21 protein-coding genes are annotated in these 19,244 nt (G+C 73.6%); 17 read left to right on the top strand and 4 right to left on the bottom strand.

Annotated elements, in window-relative coordinates; genetic code table 11:
* Positions 1-152 precede the first annotated feature (152 nt).
* Together DQ384_RS31145 and ppgK are read right to left on the bottom strand one after the other, a co-directional pair.
* On the bottom strand, positions 153-584 hold the full coding sequence (locus DQ384_RS31145; protein WP_114032458.1) for an ATP-binding protein: 432 nt from the start codon (positions 582-584) through the stop codon (positions 153-155).
* Between the two features lie 169 nt (positions 585-753).
* Positions 754-1,512: a polyphosphate--glucose phosphotransferase gene (gene ppgK, locus DQ384_RS31150; protein WP_114032459.1), complete on the bottom strand. Its 759-nt coding sequence runs from the start codon at positions 1,510-1,512 to the stop codon at positions 754-756.
* Positions 1,513-1,640: 128 nt separating this feature from the next.
* On the opposite strand from ppgK, the gene DQ384_RS31155 reads away from it, so the two are divergent.
* Positions 1,641-2,648 carry a serine hydrolase gene (locus DQ384_RS31155; protein WP_114032460.1) on the top strand — a complete coding sequence of 336 codons (1,008 nt, stop codon included), beginning with the start codon at positions 1,641-1,643 and terminating at the stop codon, positions 2,646-2,648.
* Between the two features lie 62 nt (positions 2,649-2,710).
* On the opposite strand, the gene DQ384_RS31160 is transcribed toward DQ384_RS31155, so the two are convergent.
* The gene (locus DQ384_RS31160) at positions 2,711-4,105 is read right to left on the bottom strand and encodes a cation:dicarboxylate symporter family transporter (RefSeq protein ID WP_245966908.1); all 1,395 of its coding nucleotides are present in this window, start codon (positions 4,103-4,105) and stop codon (positions 2,711-2,713) included.
* Positions 4,106-4,259: 154 nt separating this feature from the next.
* Between DQ384_RS31160 and DQ384_RS31165 the strand changes: the two genes are divergently transcribed.
* Positions 4,260-5,885, top strand: coding sequence for an ATP-binding protein (locus DQ384_RS31165; protein ID WP_245966909.1), 1,626 nt, complete (start codon positions 4,260-4,262; stop codon positions 5,883-5,885).
* Positions 5,882-6,553 (top strand): response regulator, encoded by a 672-nt coding sequence (locus DQ384_RS31170; protein ID WP_114032462.1) that lies wholly within the window; start codon positions 5,882-5,884, stop codon positions 6,551-6,553. Before DQ384_RS31165 ends, DQ384_RS31170 begins: the two co-directional genes overlap by 4 nt.
* A gap of 51 nt (positions 6,554-6,604) precedes the next feature.
* Here the strand turns inward: DQ384_RS31170 and DQ384_RS31175 are convergent, their stop codons facing one another.
* On the bottom strand, positions 6,605-6,793 hold the full coding sequence (locus DQ384_RS31175) for a DUF2795 domain-containing protein (protein WP_114032463.1): 189 nt from the start codon (positions 6,791-6,793) through the stop codon (positions 6,605-6,607).
* Positions 6,794-7,311: 518 nt separating this feature from the next.
* Between DQ384_RS31175 and lanKC the strand changes: the two genes are divergently transcribed.
* The 14 genes from lanKC to DQ384_RS31245 all read left to right on the top strand — a co-directional run bounded on the left by lanKC (position 7,312) and on the right by DQ384_RS31245 (position 19,101).
* Complete coding sequence (lanKC, locus tag DQ384_RS31180) at positions 7,312-9,975, top strand: class III lanthionine synthetase LanKC (RefSeq protein ID WP_220183242.1); 2,664 nt, start codon at positions 7,312-7,314, stop codon at positions 9,973-9,975.
* Position 9,976: 1 nt separating this feature from the next.
* Complete coding sequence (locus tag DQ384_RS31185; RefSeq protein ID WP_114032464.1) at positions 9,977-10,102, top strand: SapB/AmfS family lanthipeptide; 126 nt, start codon at positions 9,977-9,979, stop codon at positions 10,100-10,102.
* 66 nt (positions 10,103-10,168) lie between these two features.
* Complete coding sequence (locus tag DQ384_RS31190) at positions 10,169-10,294, top strand: SapB/AmfS family lanthipeptide (protein WP_114032464.1); 126 nt, start codon at positions 10,169-10,171, stop codon at positions 10,292-10,294.
* A gap of 84 nt (positions 10,295-10,378) precedes the next feature.
* Positions 10,379-12,292 (top strand): ABC transporter ATP-binding protein, encoded by a 1,914-nt coding sequence (locus tag DQ384_RS31195; protein ID WP_114032465.1) that lies wholly within the window; start codon positions 10,379-10,381, stop codon positions 12,290-12,292.
* Positions 12,292-14,112: an ATP-binding cassette domain-containing protein gene (locus tag DQ384_RS31200; RefSeq protein ID WP_114032466.1), complete on the top strand. Its 1,821-nt coding sequence runs from the start codon at positions 12,292-12,294 to the stop codon at positions 14,110-14,112. Before DQ384_RS31195 ends, DQ384_RS31200 begins: the two co-directional genes overlap by 1 nt.
* Positions 14,113-14,257: 145 nt before the next feature.
* Positions 14,258-14,737, top strand: coding sequence for an Asp23/Gls24 family envelope stress response protein (locus DQ384_RS31205; protein ID WP_425451538.1), 480 nt, complete (start codon positions 14,258-14,260; stop codon positions 14,735-14,737).
* On the top strand, positions 14,734-15,171 hold the full coding sequence (locus tag DQ384_RS41685) for an Asp23/Gls24 family envelope stress response protein (RefSeq protein WP_181871530.1): 438 nt from the start codon (positions 14,734-14,736) through the stop codon (positions 15,169-15,171). Before DQ384_RS31205 ends, DQ384_RS41685 begins: the two co-directional genes overlap by 4 nt.
* A complete protein-coding gene (locus DQ384_RS31215) occupies positions 15,164-15,352 on the top strand; it encodes a DUF2273 domain-containing protein (protein WP_114032468.1) in 189 nt (62 codons plus the stop codon). The genes DQ384_RS41685 and DQ384_RS31215 overlap by 8 nt, the downstream gene beginning before the upstream one ends.
* The gene (locus tag DQ384_RS31220; RefSeq protein ID WP_114032469.1) at positions 15,349-15,759 is read left to right on the top strand and encodes an Asp23/Gls24 family envelope stress response protein; all 411 of its coding nucleotides are present in this window, start codon (positions 15,349-15,351) and stop codon (positions 15,757-15,759) included. The genes DQ384_RS31215 and DQ384_RS31220 overlap by 4 nt, the downstream gene beginning before the upstream one ends.
* Positions 15,756-16,439, top strand: a complete 684-nt coding sequence (locus DQ384_RS31225; protein ID WP_114032470.1) for a DUF6286 domain-containing protein — start codon at positions 15,756-15,758, stop codon at positions 16,437-16,439. The genes DQ384_RS31220 and DQ384_RS31225 overlap by 4 nt, the downstream gene beginning before the upstream one ends.
* 4 nt (positions 16,440-16,443) lie before the next feature.
* Positions 16,444-16,998, top strand: coding sequence for an Asp23/Gls24 family envelope stress response protein (locus DQ384_RS31230; protein ID WP_114032471.1), 555 nt, complete (start codon positions 16,444-16,446; stop codon positions 16,996-16,998).
* A 138-nt stretch (positions 16,999-17,136) separates the two neighbouring features.
* Positions 17,137-17,595, top strand: coding sequence for a DUF4383 domain-containing protein (locus tag DQ384_RS31235; protein ID WP_114032584.1), 459 nt, complete (start codon positions 17,137-17,139; stop codon positions 17,593-17,595).
* Positions 17,596-17,699: 104 nt separating this feature from the next.
* Complete coding sequence (locus DQ384_RS31240) at positions 17,700-18,227, top strand: RNA polymerase sigma factor (protein WP_114032472.1); 528 nt, start codon at positions 17,700-17,702, stop codon at positions 18,225-18,227.
* Positions 18,220-19,101: a VOC family protein gene (locus DQ384_RS31245; RefSeq protein ID WP_114032473.1), complete on the top strand. Its 882-nt coding sequence runs from the start codon at positions 18,220-18,222 to the stop codon at positions 19,099-19,101. The genes DQ384_RS31240 and DQ384_RS31245 overlap by 8 nt, the downstream gene beginning before the upstream one ends.
* The last annotated feature ends 143 nt before the right edge of the window (positions 19,102-19,244 follow it).

Below are 19,244 nucleotides of genomic sequence, written 5' to 3' on the forward strand. Positions count from 1 at the left end.
CTCGTCAGACGGCCGCCACCGGAAAGGATAAGCAACCCGCCCGGGGTCTTCGCCAACGGTTTAGCGGTGGCCCCGGGGTCCTGCGGCCTGCCGCCGTCGTCTCCGTGGTCCGTGCTGAGCGCTCTCGGGGTGACATATGCCCGTAGGGGACCTCAGTGGGCGCTCAGCAGATGGCCGGGAGAGTCGGCGGCGAACTTCAGGGTCTTCTCAAGGCAGACGATCGCGCCCTGACGGGGACGGTTCATGAACCGCACGTCGTCCGCCAGCGCGCGCATGATCTGGAGCCCCCGGCCGTGCTCGGCGAGCGGCAGCCCAGGGCGGATCTTGTCCGGGTCGAACCCCCTTCCGGTGTCGACCACGGTGATCAGGCACCTGTCGTCCACCAGTTCCACGCTGACCGTGTACTCGTCCCCCTCCGTGGCGTGCCGGATGACGTTGGAGCACGCCTCCGTCAGCATGAGCTGGACGTCCTCGGTGATGTCACGCTCCACGCCGAGAACCTCCAGCTCGGCGCCGAGAATCTGCCGGGTGACTGACACGCTCGCCGCGTCCCGCGGCAAGCGCAATGCGATGGTCACCTTCACGTGTCCTCCTTCCCACCCACCCCGTTAAAGGTGCCCTCAGGATCACGGGCAAACACAGAAGTCGGCACTGAATGCGCGGGCCTCCGTGGCCTCCTGCGGCCACGGAGGAACAACGGGCCGCCCCGGAGCCCGGCCGGGGTTCGTCCGGAGCGCACCCGCACGGCCTCTCTCAGCGATGGCCGCTGGGCGCGGCGGCCGAGGCGGCGGCGAGCGCGGCCCCGATGATCCCGGCGTTGTTCTGCAGGGTGGCGGGGACCACGGTGGTCCCGGGCAGGTCGATGTGGGGCAGGAACTTGTCGGCCTTCCTGCTGACTCCCCCGCCTATGACGATCATCGCCGGCGACATGAGCATCTGGATGTGCTCCAGGTACCTCTGGACGCGGTGGGCCCACTTCTCCCAGGTCAGGTCGTGCGCCTCGCGGGCGTGGTCGGACGCGCGGTGCTCGGCCTCGTGCCCGTCGAGCTCCAGGTGCCCGAACTCGGTGTTGGGGATGAGACGGCCGTCCATGATCAGTGCGCTGCCGATGCCGGTGCCGAAGGTGAGCATCACGACCAGGCCGTCCTGGTCGCGGCCCGCGCCGAAGGCGGCCTCCGCGACGCCCGCCGCGTCGGCGTCGTTGAGGACGATCACGCCGAGGCCGCCCGCCTCGGTGAACAGGGCGCGCGCGTCGAGGCCGATCCATGCGTGGTCGACGTTGGCGGCGGTCATGGTGACGCCGCCGACCACGACGCCGGGGAAGGTCACCCCGACCGGGCCGGTCCAGTCGAAGTGGCGGATGATGTCCCGGACGACCTCGGCCACCGCGCCGGGGGCCGAGGGGCTGGGTGTCGGTATTCGATGGCGCTCCGCGAGCAGTGTCCCCGTGGCGGTGTCCACGGGGGCGCCCTTGATCCCCGAGCCGCCGATGTCGATTCCCAGTGCGTTCATGCCGCTCCCCACCAATCGGGCTCCGCGCCGAACAGGCCTAGCCGATTACTGCCACGTACACGGCAGAACTACCATCCGTTTCCCGTATTGCGGGCATCGGCGGTGTACCGATCTGGTAGGGATGACGGGTGCCGACCTTCACGTCCCCCTTCGCGTCCACGCGGGCCGTGCTCCTCACCACCGCTCTGCTCGCCACAGTGGTCACCACGGCATTCGTGCCCGCAGCCGCCGCGGGCACCTCGGTCGCGCCGCGCGCGCCGAAGGTCCCGGCGGGGACCGCGCCAAGGGTCCCGGCGGGGACTGCGCCAAGGGTCCCGGCGGGGACTGCGGCGAGCTACGTGGTGTTCGACCGGGTCACGGGCAGGACCACGCTGTCGTACAAGCCGCACGTCCGGTTCCGCTCGGCGTCCGTCGTGAAGATCCTCATCGCGCTGGACTACCTGGAGTCGCGCGGGCCCGGCACCGCGGTGCCGCGCGGCGACGCCGACCTGCTGCGGCGCATGCTGCGCGCCAGCGACGACGACGCGGCGTCGGCCTTCTGGGACCGGGGCGGCCGGGCCGCGATCATCGGCCGCATGGTGCGCCGCCTCAAGCTCGTGGACACGGGGCCGCCGCCCGCGTCCAAGCCCGGCTTCTGGGGGTACACGGCCCTGAGCGCGGCGGACGTCGTGACGACGTACCGCTACCTGCTGGAGCGGGCGAACCCGCGGGTGCGGGACGTGATCCTGGGGCACCTGCGAAACGCCTCGCGGTGCGCGGCGGATGACTTCGACCAGTATTTCGGCATTCCAAGCGCCGTCCCGCGTCCCTGGGCGGTCAAGCAGGGCTGGTCGGGGTACGGCGCGCACCCGGCGGTGCCGTGCTCGGGCACGCGGGCGAGCGTCCAGGCCCCCGCGAACGGCTCGGGGACGACGAACCCCGCGTACACGACGCCCGCCGCGTCCACCGCTTCGCCCGCGCGTCCGCCGGTGAACCTCGTCCGCCCGGTGCTGCACACGACGGGCCTCGTCGGCAAGGGCGACCGCCTGGTCATGGCCGTGCTCACGCTCCAGCCGGCGGGGGCGTCCTACAGGTCCTCGGCGGCCCGGCTGACCGCGCTGGCGCGGGAGGTCTACCGCGCGGGCCTGCCGCGCTAGCCGTCAGCCGGGGCCGCGGTCGTCGCGGCGGCGCCGCGCCGTAGAAGGGCCCCCTTTCCGGGTCAGCGGGGTGACATCGCCGGTTCCAGGCGCTCGGCGGGCGGGGGCGGCGGGGTGTCGTCCCGGTCGTCGTCGAGCAGGGTGGACTCGTCGAACGGGAGACGGCCGGACAGCACCTCTTCCGCGCGGTCGCGGTCGAAGTCGCGCACCCAGTTGCCGATGAGGACGGTGGCCACCGCGTTGCCGGCGAAGTTGGTCAGCGCGCGGGCCTCGGACATGAACCGGTCGATGCCCACGATGAGGCCGACGCCGTCGACCAGCCCGGGCCGGTGCGACTGGAGGCCGCCGGCGAGCGTGGCGAGCCCCGCGCCGGTGACGCCGGCCGCGCCCTTCGAGGCGATGATCATGAACAGGAGCAGCGCCACCTGCTCGCCGATCGACAGCGGGGCGCCGGTCGCGCTGGCCACGAACAGCGTCGCCATCGTGAGGTAGATGGCGGTGCCGTCCAGGTTGAACGAGTAGCCGGTCGGCACCGTGATGCCGACGACCGCGCGGCTCACCCCGAGGTGCTCCATCTTCGCGATCAGGCGCGGCAGCGCGGACTCCGAGGAGGACGTCGACAGGATCAGCAGGAACTCGCGGCCGAGGTAGCGCAGCAGGGACCACAGGTTGATCCGGGCGAACACCCACAGGATCGTCCCGAGGACCACGCCGACGAACAGCAGGCAGGTGATGTAGAAGCCGATCATGAGGACGGCGAGGCTGCGCAGCGCGTCGAACCCGCCCGCGCCGGTGACGGCGGCCATCGCGCCGAACGCGCCCACCGGCGCCACCCACATGATCATCGCGAGGATGCGGAAGACGAGCCGCTGGATGTGGGCGAGCCCGGCGAGGATCGGCTCCCCGCGCCGGCCCATCGCCTGGAGCGCGAAGCCGGTGAGCAGCGCCACGAGCAGGGTCTGCAGCACCTGGCCCGAGGTGAACGCCGAGACGAGCGTGGCGGGGATGATGCCGAGCAGGAACGACGTCGTGTCGCTCTCGCCGCCCTTGGCGGCCTGGTCCTCGGCGGCCTTGCGCAGCTCGTCGGTGAGCTGGAGCCCCTCGCCGGGATGCATGAGGTTGCCGACCACCAGGCCGATCACCAGCGCCACCGTGGACATGACGAGGAAGTAGCCGATGGCCAGGCCGCCCACCTTGCCGACCTTGGCGGCCTGGGCGACCGACCCGACGCCGAGCACGATGGTGCAGAAGATGATGGGGCTGATCATCATCTTGATCAGCGCCACGAAGGCCGTTCCGAGGGGCTTGAGGGCGACGCCGGTGTCCGGGGCCACCAGCCCGACGAGGATGCCCGCCACCACCGCGATGATCACTGCCAGGTACAGGTACCGGGTGCGGTCACGGGGCGGCGGGGACGCCGGGGCGCCGGGGGTGTCCGGGGTGAATGTCGTGGTCACACGACCCTCCCTGTTTCCGCAGGTGCTGGGGGATGTGTAGCTTTCGGTCGAGTGACTATCCCCCCCGCCAGTGATCTGCGTCACTATTACGTACATTTCGTTCGCCGCACTTCGCACGAACGCACACCGGGAGCAGTGAGAAAGGAGCCGCCGCGTGGACGCCGTGACGCCACTCCTCGCCCGCCTGCGGCGCTGGAGCCTGGCCGGGCAGATGCTCACCCTGCAGATCGCCGTCGTCGGCATCACCGTGGCGGTCGGCACGCTGCTCACGTTCCTGCACATCCGCCAGCTGCTGCTCGACGAGGCGAGCGGGACGGCCAAGGCGGTGGCCGTCAGCGTGGCCGACTCCCCCGCCGTGCTGGCCGCCCTCGCCGACCCCGACCCCTCGGCGGCGCTCCAGCCGTACGCCGAGAAGGTGCGCAGGGAGGCCGGGCTGGACTTCATCACGATCATGAGCCGTGAGGGCCGCCGGTACACCCACCCGAACCCGGCGCAGATCGGCGGGCGGTTCCTCGGCAACACCGCCCCGGCCCTGGCCGGCCGCACGTTCACCGAGACCTACACCGGCACGCTCGGCCCCTCCGTGCGCGCCGTCACGCCCGTGAGGGACGCGGGCGGGCGCGTGCGCGGGCTGGTCAGCGCGGGGATCACGGTGGAGAAGATCAGCGCCCAGCTTCGCGAGCAGATCGCGACGGCCGCGCTGACGGGGGCGATCGGCCTGTCGGCGGGCACGGCGGGCACGTTCCTGGTGGGCGCGCGCCTGCGCCGCCAGACCCACGGGCTGCGCTCGGCCGAGCTCAGCCGCATGTACGAGTACCACAACGCGATCCTGCACGCGGTGCGCGAGGGCCTGCTGCTGGTGGACGGCGGCCACCGGCTGACCCTGGCCAACGACGGCGCGCGGGAACTGCTCGGCCTGCCTCCGGACGCCGACGGGCGGCACGTCGCCGACCTCGGGTTGCCGCCCTCGCTGGCCGAGTCGCTGACCTCGGGCGACGACCGCGAGGACGAGATCCACCTGACCGGCGATCGCGTGCTGGTGGTGAACGCCGCCGTCGTCCGCTCGGGCGCCCGGTCGCTCGGCATGGTGGTGACGCTGCGCGACCACACCGAGCTGCAGGCGCTGACCGGCGAGCTGGACGCGGAACGCGGGTTCGCCGAGTCGCTGCGCTCGGCCGCGCACGAGGCCGCCAACCGGCTGCACACCGTCGTCACGCTGGTCGAGCTCGGCCGCGCCGACCAGGCCGTGGAGTTCGCCACGGCAGAGCTGAAGGCCGCCCAGCAGCTCACCGACCGCGTGGTGGGCGCCGTGCGGGAGCCGGTGCTCGCCGCCCTGCTGCTCGGCAAGACCGCCGAGGCCGCCGAGCGGGGCGTCGAGCTGTCGATCAGCCCCGAGAGCGAGCTGGACGATGTCGCGCTGGACGGGCGCGACCTGGTGACCATCGTGGGCAACCTCATCGACAACGCGGTGGAGGCGGCCATGACCGGCCCGCCGCCCGCCCGTGCCGCCGTCCACCTGCGCGCGGGGGACGGCGGTTTCCTGGTCCGCGTCTCCGACAGCGGCCCCGGGCTCGGGGCGGGCGAGGCCAAGGACGCCTTCCGGCGCGGGTGGACCACCAAGGGCGACGGGCGGGGGCTCGGGCTGGCCATGGTGGGCCAGGCGGTGCGCCGCCTCGGCGGGACGATCGAGGTCGAGCACGGCGGGCGGGGCGCGGTCTTCGTCGTACGGCTACCGCTGCCGGGGCCCGGCCCGGTGGCCGGGAAGGAGGAACAGCCGTGATCTCGGTGCTGATCGTCGAGGACGAGGAGCTGACCGCCGAGGCCAACCGCCTCTACGTCGGCCGCGTCCCGGGGTTCCAGGTGGTCGGGGTGGCGCGCACGGGCGGCGAGGCCCTGCGGTTCCTGCGGCGGCGGCCGGCGGACCTGGTGCTGCTCGACCTGTACCTGCCGGACATGCACGGGCTGGACGTGTGCCGGGCGCTGCGCGCGGCGGGTGTGCTGTCGGACGTCATCGCGGTGACCTCCGCGCGCGACCTCGCGGTGGTGCGCTCGGCGGTGTCGGTGGGCGTCGTCCAGTACCTGCTCAAGCCGTTCACCTTCGCCGCGCTGAGCGAGAAGCTGGAGCGGTACGCCGAGTTCCGCTCCTCCGTGGGCGGGCCGGGCGAGGTGAGCGGGCAGGGCGAGGTGGACCGCGCGCTGTCGGCGCTGCGGGGGACGGCCCGCGTCCCGCTGCCGAAGGGGATGACGCAGGCGACGCTGGAGGCCGTGGCCGGCGAGCTGCGCAGGGCGCCGGGCGGGCTGTCGGCGCAGGCCGTGGGCTCGGCGATCGGCGTCTCGCGGGTGACGGCCCGGCGCTATCTCGAACACCTCGCCGGCACGGGCAGCGTGCGCCGGGTCCCCCGGTACGGCGGGCTCGGACGCCCGGAGCTGCTCTACCAGAGCGTCTGAGCCCCGCCGCCGCGGCCCTCACGCCCGTGAGCGGGGGCTCCGGGCGGGTCGCTACCTGGCGAGTTCCTTGCTGACGCCGTTGGGGCCGTCGTACTCGCGGTCGGGCAGCCGCTCCAGGGCCTTCATGGCCTGCTCGTCCGCGCCCTTCTTCTTGGCGTGCTCGACCAGCTCCTGCTTGCTCGCGGGGTAGTCAACTCCGGACAGGTACTTCTGCACATGGATGAAGTCCGTCTGTGTCATGGTTCCTCCTTTTCGCCTCGGTTCCTGTCCTCCACGAATCCCCTGGAAACCAGGCCATTCCACCTCAGAAGAGCGCGATGCACGAGTCTTTGCGTCGCCCCCGGCCTTCGCCGCACAACCCTTCCTAACCGCTGTGAATCTGACGGATCACCCCCGTCCCGGCGCAGTCCGAGCGGCACCCCGTCCCGTCGGCGTACGGCTCCGTGGCGTCACAGGCGGGCCCCCATTGCCGTGGACCGGCCGCCTTACGCGAAAACCTGAGTCATGTTCGTGTTCACGTTCAGGCTGCTCAAGGCCGCTTTTTGGTTTTAAACCAGGTCAACCCCGGAACTTTCCCGAAGTCCCCCCAGGAACCATCAACTTCCCAAACACACAGGTCAATGCCGTCAACAATGACAGTTATCACGAATGCAATAGTGACACCCGCATATGACCGCTGTGGGTAGCGTCACTAGCCATGGCTGGGGTTATCCGTAATTCTCAGTCCAGCGATCGAGCGGTGAGAGGGGTGTGGGAACGTGATCAGCAGATACGAGATCTATTGCCTGGCCGATCCACTGTTTTACGACACCCTTGACAACCAGCGGACGAAGTACCCCGACTTTCCCATAGCGGACAGAGCTGTGCCCGCCGGCTGGCGTCACCGCGTGACCGACACGTGGCTCCACTACGGGCCCGAGGAGGACGTCCTCCCCACCCAGGGATGGAAGATCCACGTCTCCGCCCGCCTGGCCGACGCCGAGCGGACGCTGGACGCCGTCTGGGACTACTGCGTCGGCCGCCGGCTCAGCTTCAAGTTCCTGCGCGGCCCGCGCGTCGTGATGATGCTCAACTCCAAGTACGCCGACCGGGGCAGCAGCGGCAAGCTGGTCACCATCTACCCCGCCGACGAGGCCGAGCTGGAGCTCGTGGTCAAGGAGCTGGACGGCCTGCTGCGCGGCGTGCGCGGCCCGTACATCCTCAGCGACCTGCGTATCGGCGAGGGCCCGCTGTTCGTCCGCTATGGCGGCTTCGCCGAGCGCTACACCCTGAACGCCAACCGCGACCGCGTCCTCGCGATCGAGGACCCGGACGGCGAGCTCGTGCCCGACCGGCGCGGCCCGTCGTTCACGCCCCCGTCCTGGGTGACGCTGCCGGCCTTCCTGGAGCCCCACCTGGCCGCCCGCAACGCGGTCACGCTCGCCGGGCTGCCGTACACCGTCGAGGACGTGCTGCACTTCTCCAACGGCGGCGGCGTCTACAAGGGCAGGGACACCCGCACGGGCGAGACGGTCGTCCTCAAGGAGGCCAGGCCGCACGCCGGGCTCGACTCGGCCGGACGCGACGCGGTGACCCGCCTCACGCACGAGGCCGGGATCCTGCGCCGGCTGGAGGGGCTGGACGCGGTTCCCGCGCTGCACGACTACTTCGTCCTCGGCGAGCACCACTTCCTCGTCCAGGAGTTCGTGGACGGCACCACGCTCAGCCAGGAGTCGATCCACCGCCATCCCCTGACCCGCGCGGCCATCACCCCCGAGGACGCCGCCGAGTACACCGAGTGGGCGCTCGCCATGCTCGACCGCGTCGACCGTGCGGTCACCTCGCTGCACGGGCGCGGCGTCGTCTTCGGCGACCTGCATCCCTTCAACGTCCTGGTCGAGGGCGACCGCGTCGTGCTGATCGACTTCGAGGTCGCCAGCCTGGCGGAGGAGAACGCCCGGCCGACGCTCGCGCACCCCGGCTTCTGCCCTCCGCCCGACCGGCTCGGCGTGGCCGCCGACCGCTACTCGCTCGCCTGCATGGGCCTGAGCCTGTTCGCCCCGATGTCCACGGTGCTCATCCCGCTGCACCGGCCCAAGGTGGCCCACCTCGCCGAGATGGTGCGCGAGACGTTCCCGGTGCCGTCCGGCCACATCGACGAGGCCGTCCGGACGATCCTCGGCCCGGACGGGCGGGACACCGGCGCGTCGGCGACCTCGAAAGAGGCGGCCGCCGTAGGAGGACGGCCGGGCTCGCGGGCGATGGAGGAACTCCCGCTGCCGGGCCGGGCGTCCTGGACCGACCTCAGGGACGCCGCCCGCCGCGCCATCCTCGCCTCGGCCACCCCCGAGCGCGACGACCGGCTGTTCCCCGGCGACGCCGCGCAGTTCCAGCCGGGCGGCGGGCTCAACCTGGGCAGCGGCGCGGCGGGCGTCCTGTACGCCCTGGCCGCGACCGGCGCGGGGCGGTACCCCGAGCACGAGACGTGGCTGCGCGAGCGGGCGTTCACCCCCGAGCCCGGCACCGGCCTCGGCTTCTACGACGGCCTGCACGGCGTGGCCTACGCCTTCGACGCGATCGGCCGCCGCGAGGACGCCCTGGAGCTCGTCACCCTGTGCCTGCGGGAGAGGTGGGAGCAGCTCGGCCAGAGCCTGTACGCCGGGCTGGCGGGCATCGGGCTGAACCTGCTGCACCTCGCGCGGGTGACCGGCGAGCGCGAGCTGCTGGACGCCGCCTTCAAGACCGTCGACCTGGTCGCCGCCCGGCTCGGCACCGTCGAGAGCGTGCCCGAGGTCAGCGGCGGCGGCAACCCCCACGCCGGGCTGATGCGCGGCTCCTCCGGCCCGGCGCTGCTGTTCCTCCAGGCGCACGAGGCCACAGGCGAGGACGCGCTGCTCGACCTCGCGAGCGTGGCCCTGCGGCAGGACCTGCGCCGGTGTACGCGCCGCGAGGACGGTCAGCTCCAGGTCCAGCAGGGCTGGCGCACCAACCCGTACGTGGACGAGGGCTCGGCCGGCATCGGGCTGGTCCTGCGCCGCTACCTCGACCGGCGCGAGGACGAGACGTTCCGCCAGGCCCTGGAGGACATCGGCCCCGTCGCCACCCTCGACTACTACGTCCAGCCTGGCCTGTTCGCCGGGCGGGCCGGCATGATCGCCGCGCTGGCGCTCGGCCTGCGTCCGGACCTGGACCGCTCCTCGCCCGAGGTGGCCTCCCAGGTGGCGCGGCTCGCCTGGCACGCGATGCCGTACGGCGGCGGGCTGGCCTTCCCGGGCAACCAGTTACTGCGGCTCTCGATGGACCTCGGCACCGGCACCGCCGGCGTGGTCCTCGCGCTGGGCACCGTGCTGCACGACCGGCCGGTGGCCCTGCCCTTCCTCTCCCCGCCCGGCACCCCCGCCGGGTCGGCGGACGGCTCCCATCACGGGAAGGAGGTGACGTGACATGGCGCTTCTGGACCTTCAGGACATGGAGCTCCCCACCGGCGGCGGCGGTGGCGGCAGCAACCTGAGCCTCTTGGGGTGTACCCCCCACGAGAACAGCAGCCTCAGCATCCTCTGCGGCAACTGACGTTCTCTTCGCAAGACCCAGCGGTTCCCCTGAATCCCGAAAGTTCGAAGAAAGGGCGTGATCCCCATGGCGCTTCTCGACCTGCAGGACATGGAACTCCCCACCGGCGGCGGCGGTGGCGGCAGCAACCTCAGCCTCCTGGGGTGCACCCCCCACGAGAACAGCAGCCTCAGCATCCTCTGCGGCAACTGACACGAGGGCTGAAGCCTGGGGCGGCCCTGCACGGCCGCTCCAGGCTTGTCCGTTCCCGGAACCCTCCGAGGGGAAACCTTTGCGATGGCGGAACCCACGGCTCCGCCCCAGGCCGCGGCGGAACGCCGGGCCGACGGGCTCCTGCTGGAGACGGTCCGCCGCAGCGGCGGATGGCCCTACGTCTACGCCGTGGCCGCGCTCGCAGGCGCCGTGGTCGAGCTTCTGCTCCCCGGCGCGCTGGGCCGCGCGGTGGACGTCCTGGTCTCGCCCGGCGGTGACGTCACCGGCGTGCTCGTCCTGTGCGCCTCGCTCGTGACCACGGTCGTCGTCTGCGACGCGGTGGGGGTGCTGGCCTCCGGGTCGGGCGGCGCGCAGGCGGCGCGCCTGCTGCGCGAGCGCCTGGTCCGGCGCGTTCTGGCCGCCGGCCCCGCGATGTCCCGCCGCTTTCCGCCCGGCGACCTGGTCACCCGCGCCGGGGCGAACGCCGAGGAGGTCGGCGCCGCGCCCGAGGCCGTGATCACCGCCGTGTCCCTGCTCGTGCCGGCGGCCGGGTCGCTCGTCGCGCTCGCGCTCATCGACCCCTGGCTCGCCGTGGCGTTCACCGGGGGCCTGGCCGTGATCCTTCTGGTGCTGCGGGCCTTCCTGCGCGAGACCACCACCGTCTCGGCGGGCTACCAGGAGGCGCAGAGCGACATCGCCTCCCGGCTGGTCGACGCGCTGGCGGGCGCGCGGACGATCGCCGCCGCCGGGACCGAGGACCAGGAGATCCGCCGTGTCCTCGGCCCGCTGTCCCGCCTGCGCACGCACGGCATGGCCCTGTGGCGCGTCAACGCCCGCGCGGGCGTGCAGGCGGCGATCGTCGTCCCGCTGCTGGAGACCGCGGTGATCGGGGTCGGGGGGCTGCTGCTCGCCGCCGGACAGCTCACCGCCGGGGAACTGTTCGCGGCGGCCCGGTACGCCGTGCTCGGCGCCGGCATCGGCTCGGCGCTCGGCTATCTCAACAGGCTGGCCCGCGCCCGCTCGGCGGCCCGCCGGGTGCGGCAGGTGCTCGACCACCCGGCCGTCGTCCACGGCTCCGGCGACCTGCCCGAGACGCCCGGCGAGGGCGGGCGGCTGGAGCTGCGGGACGTCACCGTCCACGTGGACGGGCGGCCCGTGCTGCGCGACATCGACCTGGTGGTGCCGGGAGGCGCCGCGCTGGCCGTGGTCGGTAGGTCGGGCAGCGGCAAGTCGGCGCTGGCTGCCGTCGCCGGGCGGATGCTCGACCCAGACCACGGCGAGGTCCTGCTCGACGGGGTGCCGCTCCCCCGGCTCGCCCGGCCGGCCCTGCGCCGGGCCGTCGGGTACGCCTTCGAGCGGCCCGTGCTCTTCGGCGGCACCCTGCGCGAGGCCATCGCCGCCGGCCGCCCCGAGGCGCCCCCGGACGACGCCCGCGCCGCGGCGGCCGTGGAGGACGCCGCCCGTGCCGCGGCGGCCGACGCGTTCGTCCGCAGGCTTCCCCGCGCGTACGACACGCCCGTCGACGAGGCGCCCATGTCCGGCGGGGAGCGGCAGCGGGTGGGGCTGGCCCGGGCGTTCGCGCACGGCGGGCGGCTGCTGATCCTGGACGACGCGACGTCCAGCCTCGACACGGTCACCGAGTACCAGGTCGCGCGGGCGCTCACCGAGGAGTTGCGCGACCGCACCCGCGTGATCGTCGCCCACCGCGCGGGGACGGCGGCCCGCGCGGACCTGGTCGTGTGGCTGGAGGACGGGCGCGTCCGCGCGCAGGGCACCCACGAGGCGCTGTGGAGCGACCCGGGTTACCGGGCCGTGTTCCAGGTCGGCGACCCGCCCGGCCGTTCCCCCGGGCGGACGGTTCCGGACGGCCCCCCGTCGGCGGACGATGCCGGTAGCGCGTCGGCGGACGATGCCGTGCCGGTGGACCGTGGCGCGTCGCCGGAGGATGCCGTGCCGGCGGGCGCGCTCGGGAACGTCGTGACGGTGGTGGAGCGGTGATGAAGATCCGCGAGCTGCTGTGGGGGGCGGCGCGGCGGCGGCCCCGGAATCTGGTGCGGTTGTTCGGCTGGTCGTTCGCCGAGGCCGCGCCCTCGTTCGTCTCCGGCCAGGCCATCGCGCACGCGCTCGACGACGGATTCGCCGCCGGGCGGCCGGTCGTCGGCCTCGGCTGGCTGATGCTGATGGCGGCCGCCTGGCTGACCGCCGCCATCGGGGCCCGGCAGGTGCTCCTCGCCATCGCCCGCATCGTCGAGCCGTTCCGCGACGCGCTGCTGCGCCATGTCGTCGCCGGGACGCTGCACCGGTCGGCGACCTCGGGCCTGCGGCCGGACAGCGCGGCCGTCGCCCGGCTCAGCCGCCAGGTCGAGCTCGCCCGCGACTCCTTCGCCGCCGTGATCGCGGTCAGCAGGTCGTTCCTGTTCTCGGTCGCCGGCGTGGTGCTCGGCGTGCTCACGCTGACCGGCTCGGTGCTGCCGCTGGTGCTGCTGCCGCTGGTCGCGGGGCTGGCGCTGTTCTCGGCGTCGCTGCCCGCCATGGCCCGGCTGCAGCGGCGGCTGATCCTCGCCGAGGAGGGCACCGCGTCCTCGGTGGCGTCCATGGTGGACGCGCTGCGCGACGTCACGGCCTGCGGCGCGCAGGACCGTGTGGAGGCCGTCGTCGGGCGGGACGTCGCACGTCAGGCGGGGATCGCCACGGCGCTCGCCCGGCTCACCGCCGTGCGCACGCTCTCGCTGGCCGTCGGCGGCTGGCTGCCCATCCTCCTGGTCCTGGCCGCCACCCCGGCCCTGGTGCGGGACGGCGCGACCGCCGGGGTCGTCCTCGGCACGCTGACGTACGTGGCGCAGTCGCTGACGCCCGCGCTCGGCAGCCTCGTCCAGGGGGTCGGGGTTAACGGCGTGCGGCTGGTCGTGGCGCTGGAACGCATCCTGAAGACCGGCGCCCGCCCGGCGGAGACGTCCTCCCCGGAGGCGACGCCCACCGAGACACCCACCGCGACGCCCACCGCGACGACGGCGGCGGCGAGAAGGATCGGCGCTCCGCGCGGGGCGTCGCTGTGGCTGCGTGGGGTGACGTTCGCGTACGGGCCGGGCGCCGAGCCGGTGGTGTCGGAGCTGACCCTGTCCGTGCCCGAGGGCGACCACCTCGCCGTCGTCGGGCCGAGCGGTATCGGCAAGTCCACCGTCGCGGCCCTGGCGGCCGGGATCCTGCGGCCCGGCGACGGGCAGGTGCTCATCGGGGGCGTCCCCGTGCAGGCCCTCGGCCGGGCGGCCCTGAGCCGGGCGCGCGTCCTCATCCCGCAGGAGGCGTACGTCTTCCGGGGGACGCTGCGCGAGAACCTGACCTATCTGGCGACGGGCCGGTCGTCGTCCGGCGGGAGCCCCGAGATCGGCTCGCTCCCGGACCCCGCCCTCGACAGGGCCCTCGACAGGGCCGTGGACGCGGTCGGCATGGCGCACCTGGCCGAGCGGATCGGCGGGTACGAGGCCCCCGTCGACCCGTCCGAGCTCTCCTCTGGGGAACGGCAGCTCATCGCCCTCACCCGCGCGTACCTGTCCCCCGCGCGGCTGGTCCTGCTGGACGAGGCCACCTGCCATCTGGACCCGGCCGCCGAGGCCCGCGCGGAGGAGGCGTTCGCCGCCCGCGGGGGGACGCTGATCGTCATCGCGCACCGCCTCACCTCGGCGCTGCGGGCGCGGCGGGTGCTGGTGATGGACGGCGTCCGCGCGCGGGTGGGCACGCACGAGGAGATGATCGCCGGGTCGCCGCTGTACCGGGACCTGATGGGCCGCTGGGAGGATCCGGTCGCCGCCGGAGCCTGAGGGCCGCCCACCCATCCACAGAAAACGGACATTGGGCCATAAAATGCCCATAATTTGCCCTCCCTCAGGGTACATCTCCGATCACGCCGGTTGTGCCTTCCTATTCGGCGACGCAGGGACACCTGCTGGAACGGAGGACGACGAGGTGAGCGCACAGAGGAGCGAGACGCCCCGGCAGACGTCCGACGCCGACGCCGTGCGCACGGGGTCGGGGCGGGGATCCGCGGAGCTCGTGAGCGAGCGGGGCAGGACCAGGATCGCCGACACGGTGGTCGCCAAGATCGCGGGGATGGCCGCCCGCGAGGTCCCCGGGGTGTACGCCCTGGGCGCCGGGATGAGCCGGGCGCTGGGCGTGGTCCGCGAACGCCTGATCGGCGGCGGCCCCGCCGTGCCCACCGGGGGTGTGTCCGTCGAGGTGGGAGAGCGCCAGGCCGCGATCGACCTGGAGGTGATCGTCGAGTACGGGGTGTCGATCCCCGACCTCGCCGCGGGCATCCGCCGCAACGTCATCGAGGCCGTCGAGAACATGTGCGGCCTGGAGGTCACCGAGGTCAACATCGCCGTCGACGACCTGCACCTGCCCGGTGAGGAGTCGTCCGAGCAACAGGAGGCGCGGGTCCGATGACCTCTGCCACCGAGACCGGACGGACCGGCGGCCCCGAGCGGCTGGCCGACCGGATCGCCGAGGCCGTCACCTCGTGCCCCGACGTCGAATCGCTGGCCGGGGGCGGCGTGGCCTCCTACCTGCCCGGGCACCGGGTGTCGGGGGTGGCCGTCCGGGACACCGAGGTCGAGGTCGCGGTCGTCGTGCGGTACGGCAAACCGATGCCCGAGATCGCCGACGAGGTGCGCGCCGCCGTCGAGCCGCTGGTGCCCGGGCTGCCGATCGACGTGCGCATCGACGACATCGCCCCCGGCGCCGAGAGCGCCGAGACCTCCGGCACCGCCGGCACGGCCGGGAACGCCGAGACCGCACGGGCCGCCGCGCCGGGCGAGGCTCCCGGCTCCCCCGCGACCACGCCGCCGAGTTCGACAGGGGAAGGTGAGCGAGATGGATGAAAACCGCTGGTGGCCGGCGATCGGCCTGCTGTTCGGCACCGCACTCGGGTTCGCCGTCATCGTGGGCGGCCTGACGGCGTTCCTCATCGTGCTCGTCCTCGGCGTGGTGGGCTTCGTGATCGGCCGCGCCATGACCGGTGAACTGGACATGAGCGGCCTGCGCGGCCGGAGACGTCCGTGACCACCGGCGCGGCCGCGCCGTTCGGGGCCCGCCCGCACGTCGGCGGGCCGCCGGAGGCGCGCGGGCGCACCGACATCGCCGATCGCGTACTGGAGCGCGTCGCCGCCCACGCGGTCGCCGAGGTGGAGCACGTCGGCGGGGTCGCCCCGCGCGTGCTCGGCCTGCCGCTCGGCCGCGACGCGCACGACACCGCCCCCCGGGTGACCGCGCACGCCGAGGGGCATGTCGCCATCGTGCGGGTGGCCGTGTCGGCGACCTACGGCGAGCCGGTACGGCAGCTCGCGCGCCGCGTGCGCGACAACGTCATGGCCCGCGTCCACCAGCTGACCGGCCTGGAGGCCCGGCAGGTGGACATCGAGGTCACGCGCTTCATCCAGCCGCCCCCGCACGAAAGGCACCTGCGGTGACCTGGCCGGATCACGGGATCACGCCGGACCATCCCACCGCCGCCTGGCCGCAGCCGCCGCCGGGCGACGCGGGCGCTCCCGTGGAGGGCGAGCAGGCCGAGGCGGGCCGGCCGCCGCCGGGCGAGGGCGCCCAGCGGCGGGCCGCGGCGCGGGCCTTCCGTCCGCGCCGGACGGTCCCGGCGACCGTCACCGCCCTGCTGCTCGCCCTGGCCGCCCTGGTGACCCTGATCGGAGCGGTCGCGGCGGCGACCGGCGCGAACATGCGGACCGTGCCGTGGACGTCGTTCGCCGACTTCGCCGCCGGGCCCGTGGACGACCCGGCGCACCTGGCCACGGCGAGCGCGGCGCTGGTGCTCGGACTCCTGCTGCTCGGGCTGGCCCTCGTGCCGGGACGTACCCGGGTCGTGCCGCTGGCCTCGGACGACCCGAGGACCGTCACCGGCATGACCGAGGGCGGGCTGCGCCGCCACCTCGCCACCGTCGCCGCGGGCGTCGACGGCGTGTCGCGGGCGCGCGTCAAGCTGCGCCGCCGCGTCGTGCACGTCAGGGCGGTCACCCCCCTGCGCGACCCGGGGGGCCTGCCGGGCGAGATCACCGAGGCCGTGGGCGAGCGGCTGGACGAAATGCGGCCGCTCAAGCCCATGCGGGTCCGCGTCCACATCAGCCAGAAGGGGAAGTGAGCGCGTGAAACACCGTCCCGCGGCCGCCAACCGCGTCGGCCTGGCCCTCGTCGGCCTGCTGCTGGCCCTCGCGGGCGCCGTCACGCTCGCGCGCGCTCTCGGCCTGCTCGGGCCTCCCCACGCCCCGCTGATCCCCGCCGAGGTCAGCGGCTTCCCCGCCGGGCATCCGTGGTTCTGGCCCGCCGTCATCGCGGGCTCGCTGGTCGTCGCGCTGCTCGCCCTGTACTGGCTGCTGGTGCAGGGGCGTCTCGACACGCTGCGCACCCTCGACCTGGAGCCCGACCCCTCCCACGGCGCCACGCGCGTCTCCGCGGGCGCCGCCGCCGGGGCGCTGGAGGACGACCTCGCCGAGAGCGTGCACGGGGAGCGGGCGCGCGCCTCGCTCGCGGGCGCGCCGTCCGACCCGCGGCTCGCCCTCCTCGTCGTCCTGCCCGACCAGGCCGATCCCGCCGTGGCCCGGCAGGGCATCAACGGGGCGGTGACGCGGCTGCGCCGGACCCTGGAGAGCGACCGGCTGCCGGCGGTCGTCCGGATGCACGCCGTCCACAGGCGCACGTGATCGCCGGCGGGTCCGGAGCGACTTCGACCGCCGCGCCACACTCGGGGAGGGTGTGCGGCCGGGCGTTTGCGGGAATGTGAAATATACGGATAAAGCCGACAAACACGACATGGTGTCGTTCCGATGAAGGAGGGCGTCATGGGGGCGCACACGCGCGAGACGACGAGAACGCCGCTGCAGATGGCCGCCTTCGTCCTCGGAATCATCTTCCTCGCGATCGGGATCCTCGGCTTCATCCCCGGGATCACCACGAACTACGGCGCGCTGAGCTGGGCCGGGCACCACTCCGACGCCCGGCTGCTCGGCCTCTTCCAGGTCTCGGTGCTGCACAACATCGTGCACCTGCTGTTCGGCATCGCGGGCGTCACGCTGGCCAGGACCTGGACGGGAGCGCGCAACTTCCTGATCTGGGGCGGCGCCATCTACCTGGTGCTGTGGATCTACGGCCTGCTCATCAGCCAGACCTCCCCCGCCAACTTCATCCCCGTCAACACGGCCGACAACTGGCTCCACTTCCTGCTCGGCGTGGTCATGATCGCCCTCGGCGTCGTCCTCTCCCGCCGCGCCCGCGCCAGACGTCCCTCGTCCGTCATCTGATCCACGGTGGCCCGACCCCGCCCGGATCGGGACGGCGGGCATGCCGGTGCGAGAAATCTCGTCCCGCCCGTCGGAGGAGAGCGCCCCCGGGCGATGGAGAGAGTGTGAACCTACCGGCGGGAGTGGAACCGGACCCGGGGGCGGCGTTGCTGGTGTTGTACGACACGGCGCTCCCGCAGGTCTACGGCTACTTACTGTCCCGCTGCGGGCAGCGGGCCTTGGCCGAGGATCTCACGGCGGAGGTCTTCCTGGCGGCCGTCGAGGCGGTGCGCAGGCGTCCGCCTCCCGACGTGAGCACCGCGTGGCTCGTCGGCGTGGCGCGGCACAAGCTCGTCGACCACTGGCGGCGGGCCGAGCGTGAACAGCGCGGCCTGCGGGTGGTCCAGGGACTGCCCGCCGAGCCCGACGACCCCTGGGACGAGCGGCTGGACGCCATGATCGCGCAGCAGGTGCTGGCAGAGCTCGGCCCGCACCACCGCGGCGCGCTCGTCCTGCGCTACCTCGACGGCCTGCCCGTCCCCGAGGTCGCCCGTCTGCTCGGCCGGACCGTCCACGCGACCGAGGCGCTGCTCGTCCGGGCCAGGAAGGCCTTCAGGGAGACCTACGAGAGATCGGAGGGCCGCGATGTCTGATCCGTTCGAGGCCCTCCTGCGGCCCCCCGAGGCCGTCGACCCCGACCCCACCTTCGCGGCGCGCCTGCGCGCCCGCCTGGAGCGGGAACTGCTCGACCACAGAGACCCGAGAGGAACCAGAATGTCCACCAGCTCCACCACGTCCACGCCATCCGCCCCTGCCGTCCCGCGCCACGGCGACGTCGGGTACGTGTCGCTGCGGGTGCCCGACGTCGGCCGCGCCGCCGACTTTTACCAGGCCGTACTCGGCTGGCGGTACGCGCCCGGCGGCGACCCCCGGGGACGCCAGGTGCAGGGGCTCGCGCTGAACCACGGCATGTGGGCCGAGGAGGGCTCGCGCACGCTGTGGGCCTGCTACCGCGTGGACGACGTGCACGCGGCCGTGCGCCGGGTCCGCGAGGCGGGCGGGCGGGCCGAGGAGCCGTCCCGCGAGCCGTACGGGACCATTTCCACGTGCGTGGACGACCAGGGGCTGTCGTTCGGCGTCTACGAGGTCTTCGGCGACCGCCCGGCGGAGGTCTCGTCCCGGCAGGGGGAGATCGTCTACCTGACGGTGGAGGTGCCGGACGCCGACCGGGCCCGCGCCTTCTACGGGAGCGTCCTCGGCTGGGAGTTCGTCCCCGGGAACGTCGACCAGGGGTGGCGAGTGCGGCTCGGCGGCGGCGAGGTGCGCCCGATGACCGGCCTGTGGGGCGGACGCGACCGCGCGGCCGTCGTGCCGATGTACTCGGTGGAGGACATCGACGCGGGCGTGGCGCGGGTGCGCGCGGCCGGAGGCACCAGCACCGACCCCGAGCGCCAGCCGTACGGCGTCACCGCCGAGTGCGCCGACGACCAAGGAGTCCGCTTCTACCTCGGCCGGCTCCCCGGCTGACCGCACCCGCGACCGGAACGGGTTCGCGCTCCGTACGGAGTGGTCGTCGCTTGTACGGACGCGGCCCGGCCCTGGATCGGCTCGCGGCCCGGACCCGCGGTCCCGCCGGGCCACGCGGAGGGGCCACGGGACGGTTAAGGTGA

This window comes from Sphaerisporangium album, assembly GCF_003323745.1.
Lineage (GTDB): Bacteria > Actinomycetota > Actinomycetes > Streptosporangiales > Streptosporangiaceae > Sphaerisporangium > Sphaerisporangium album.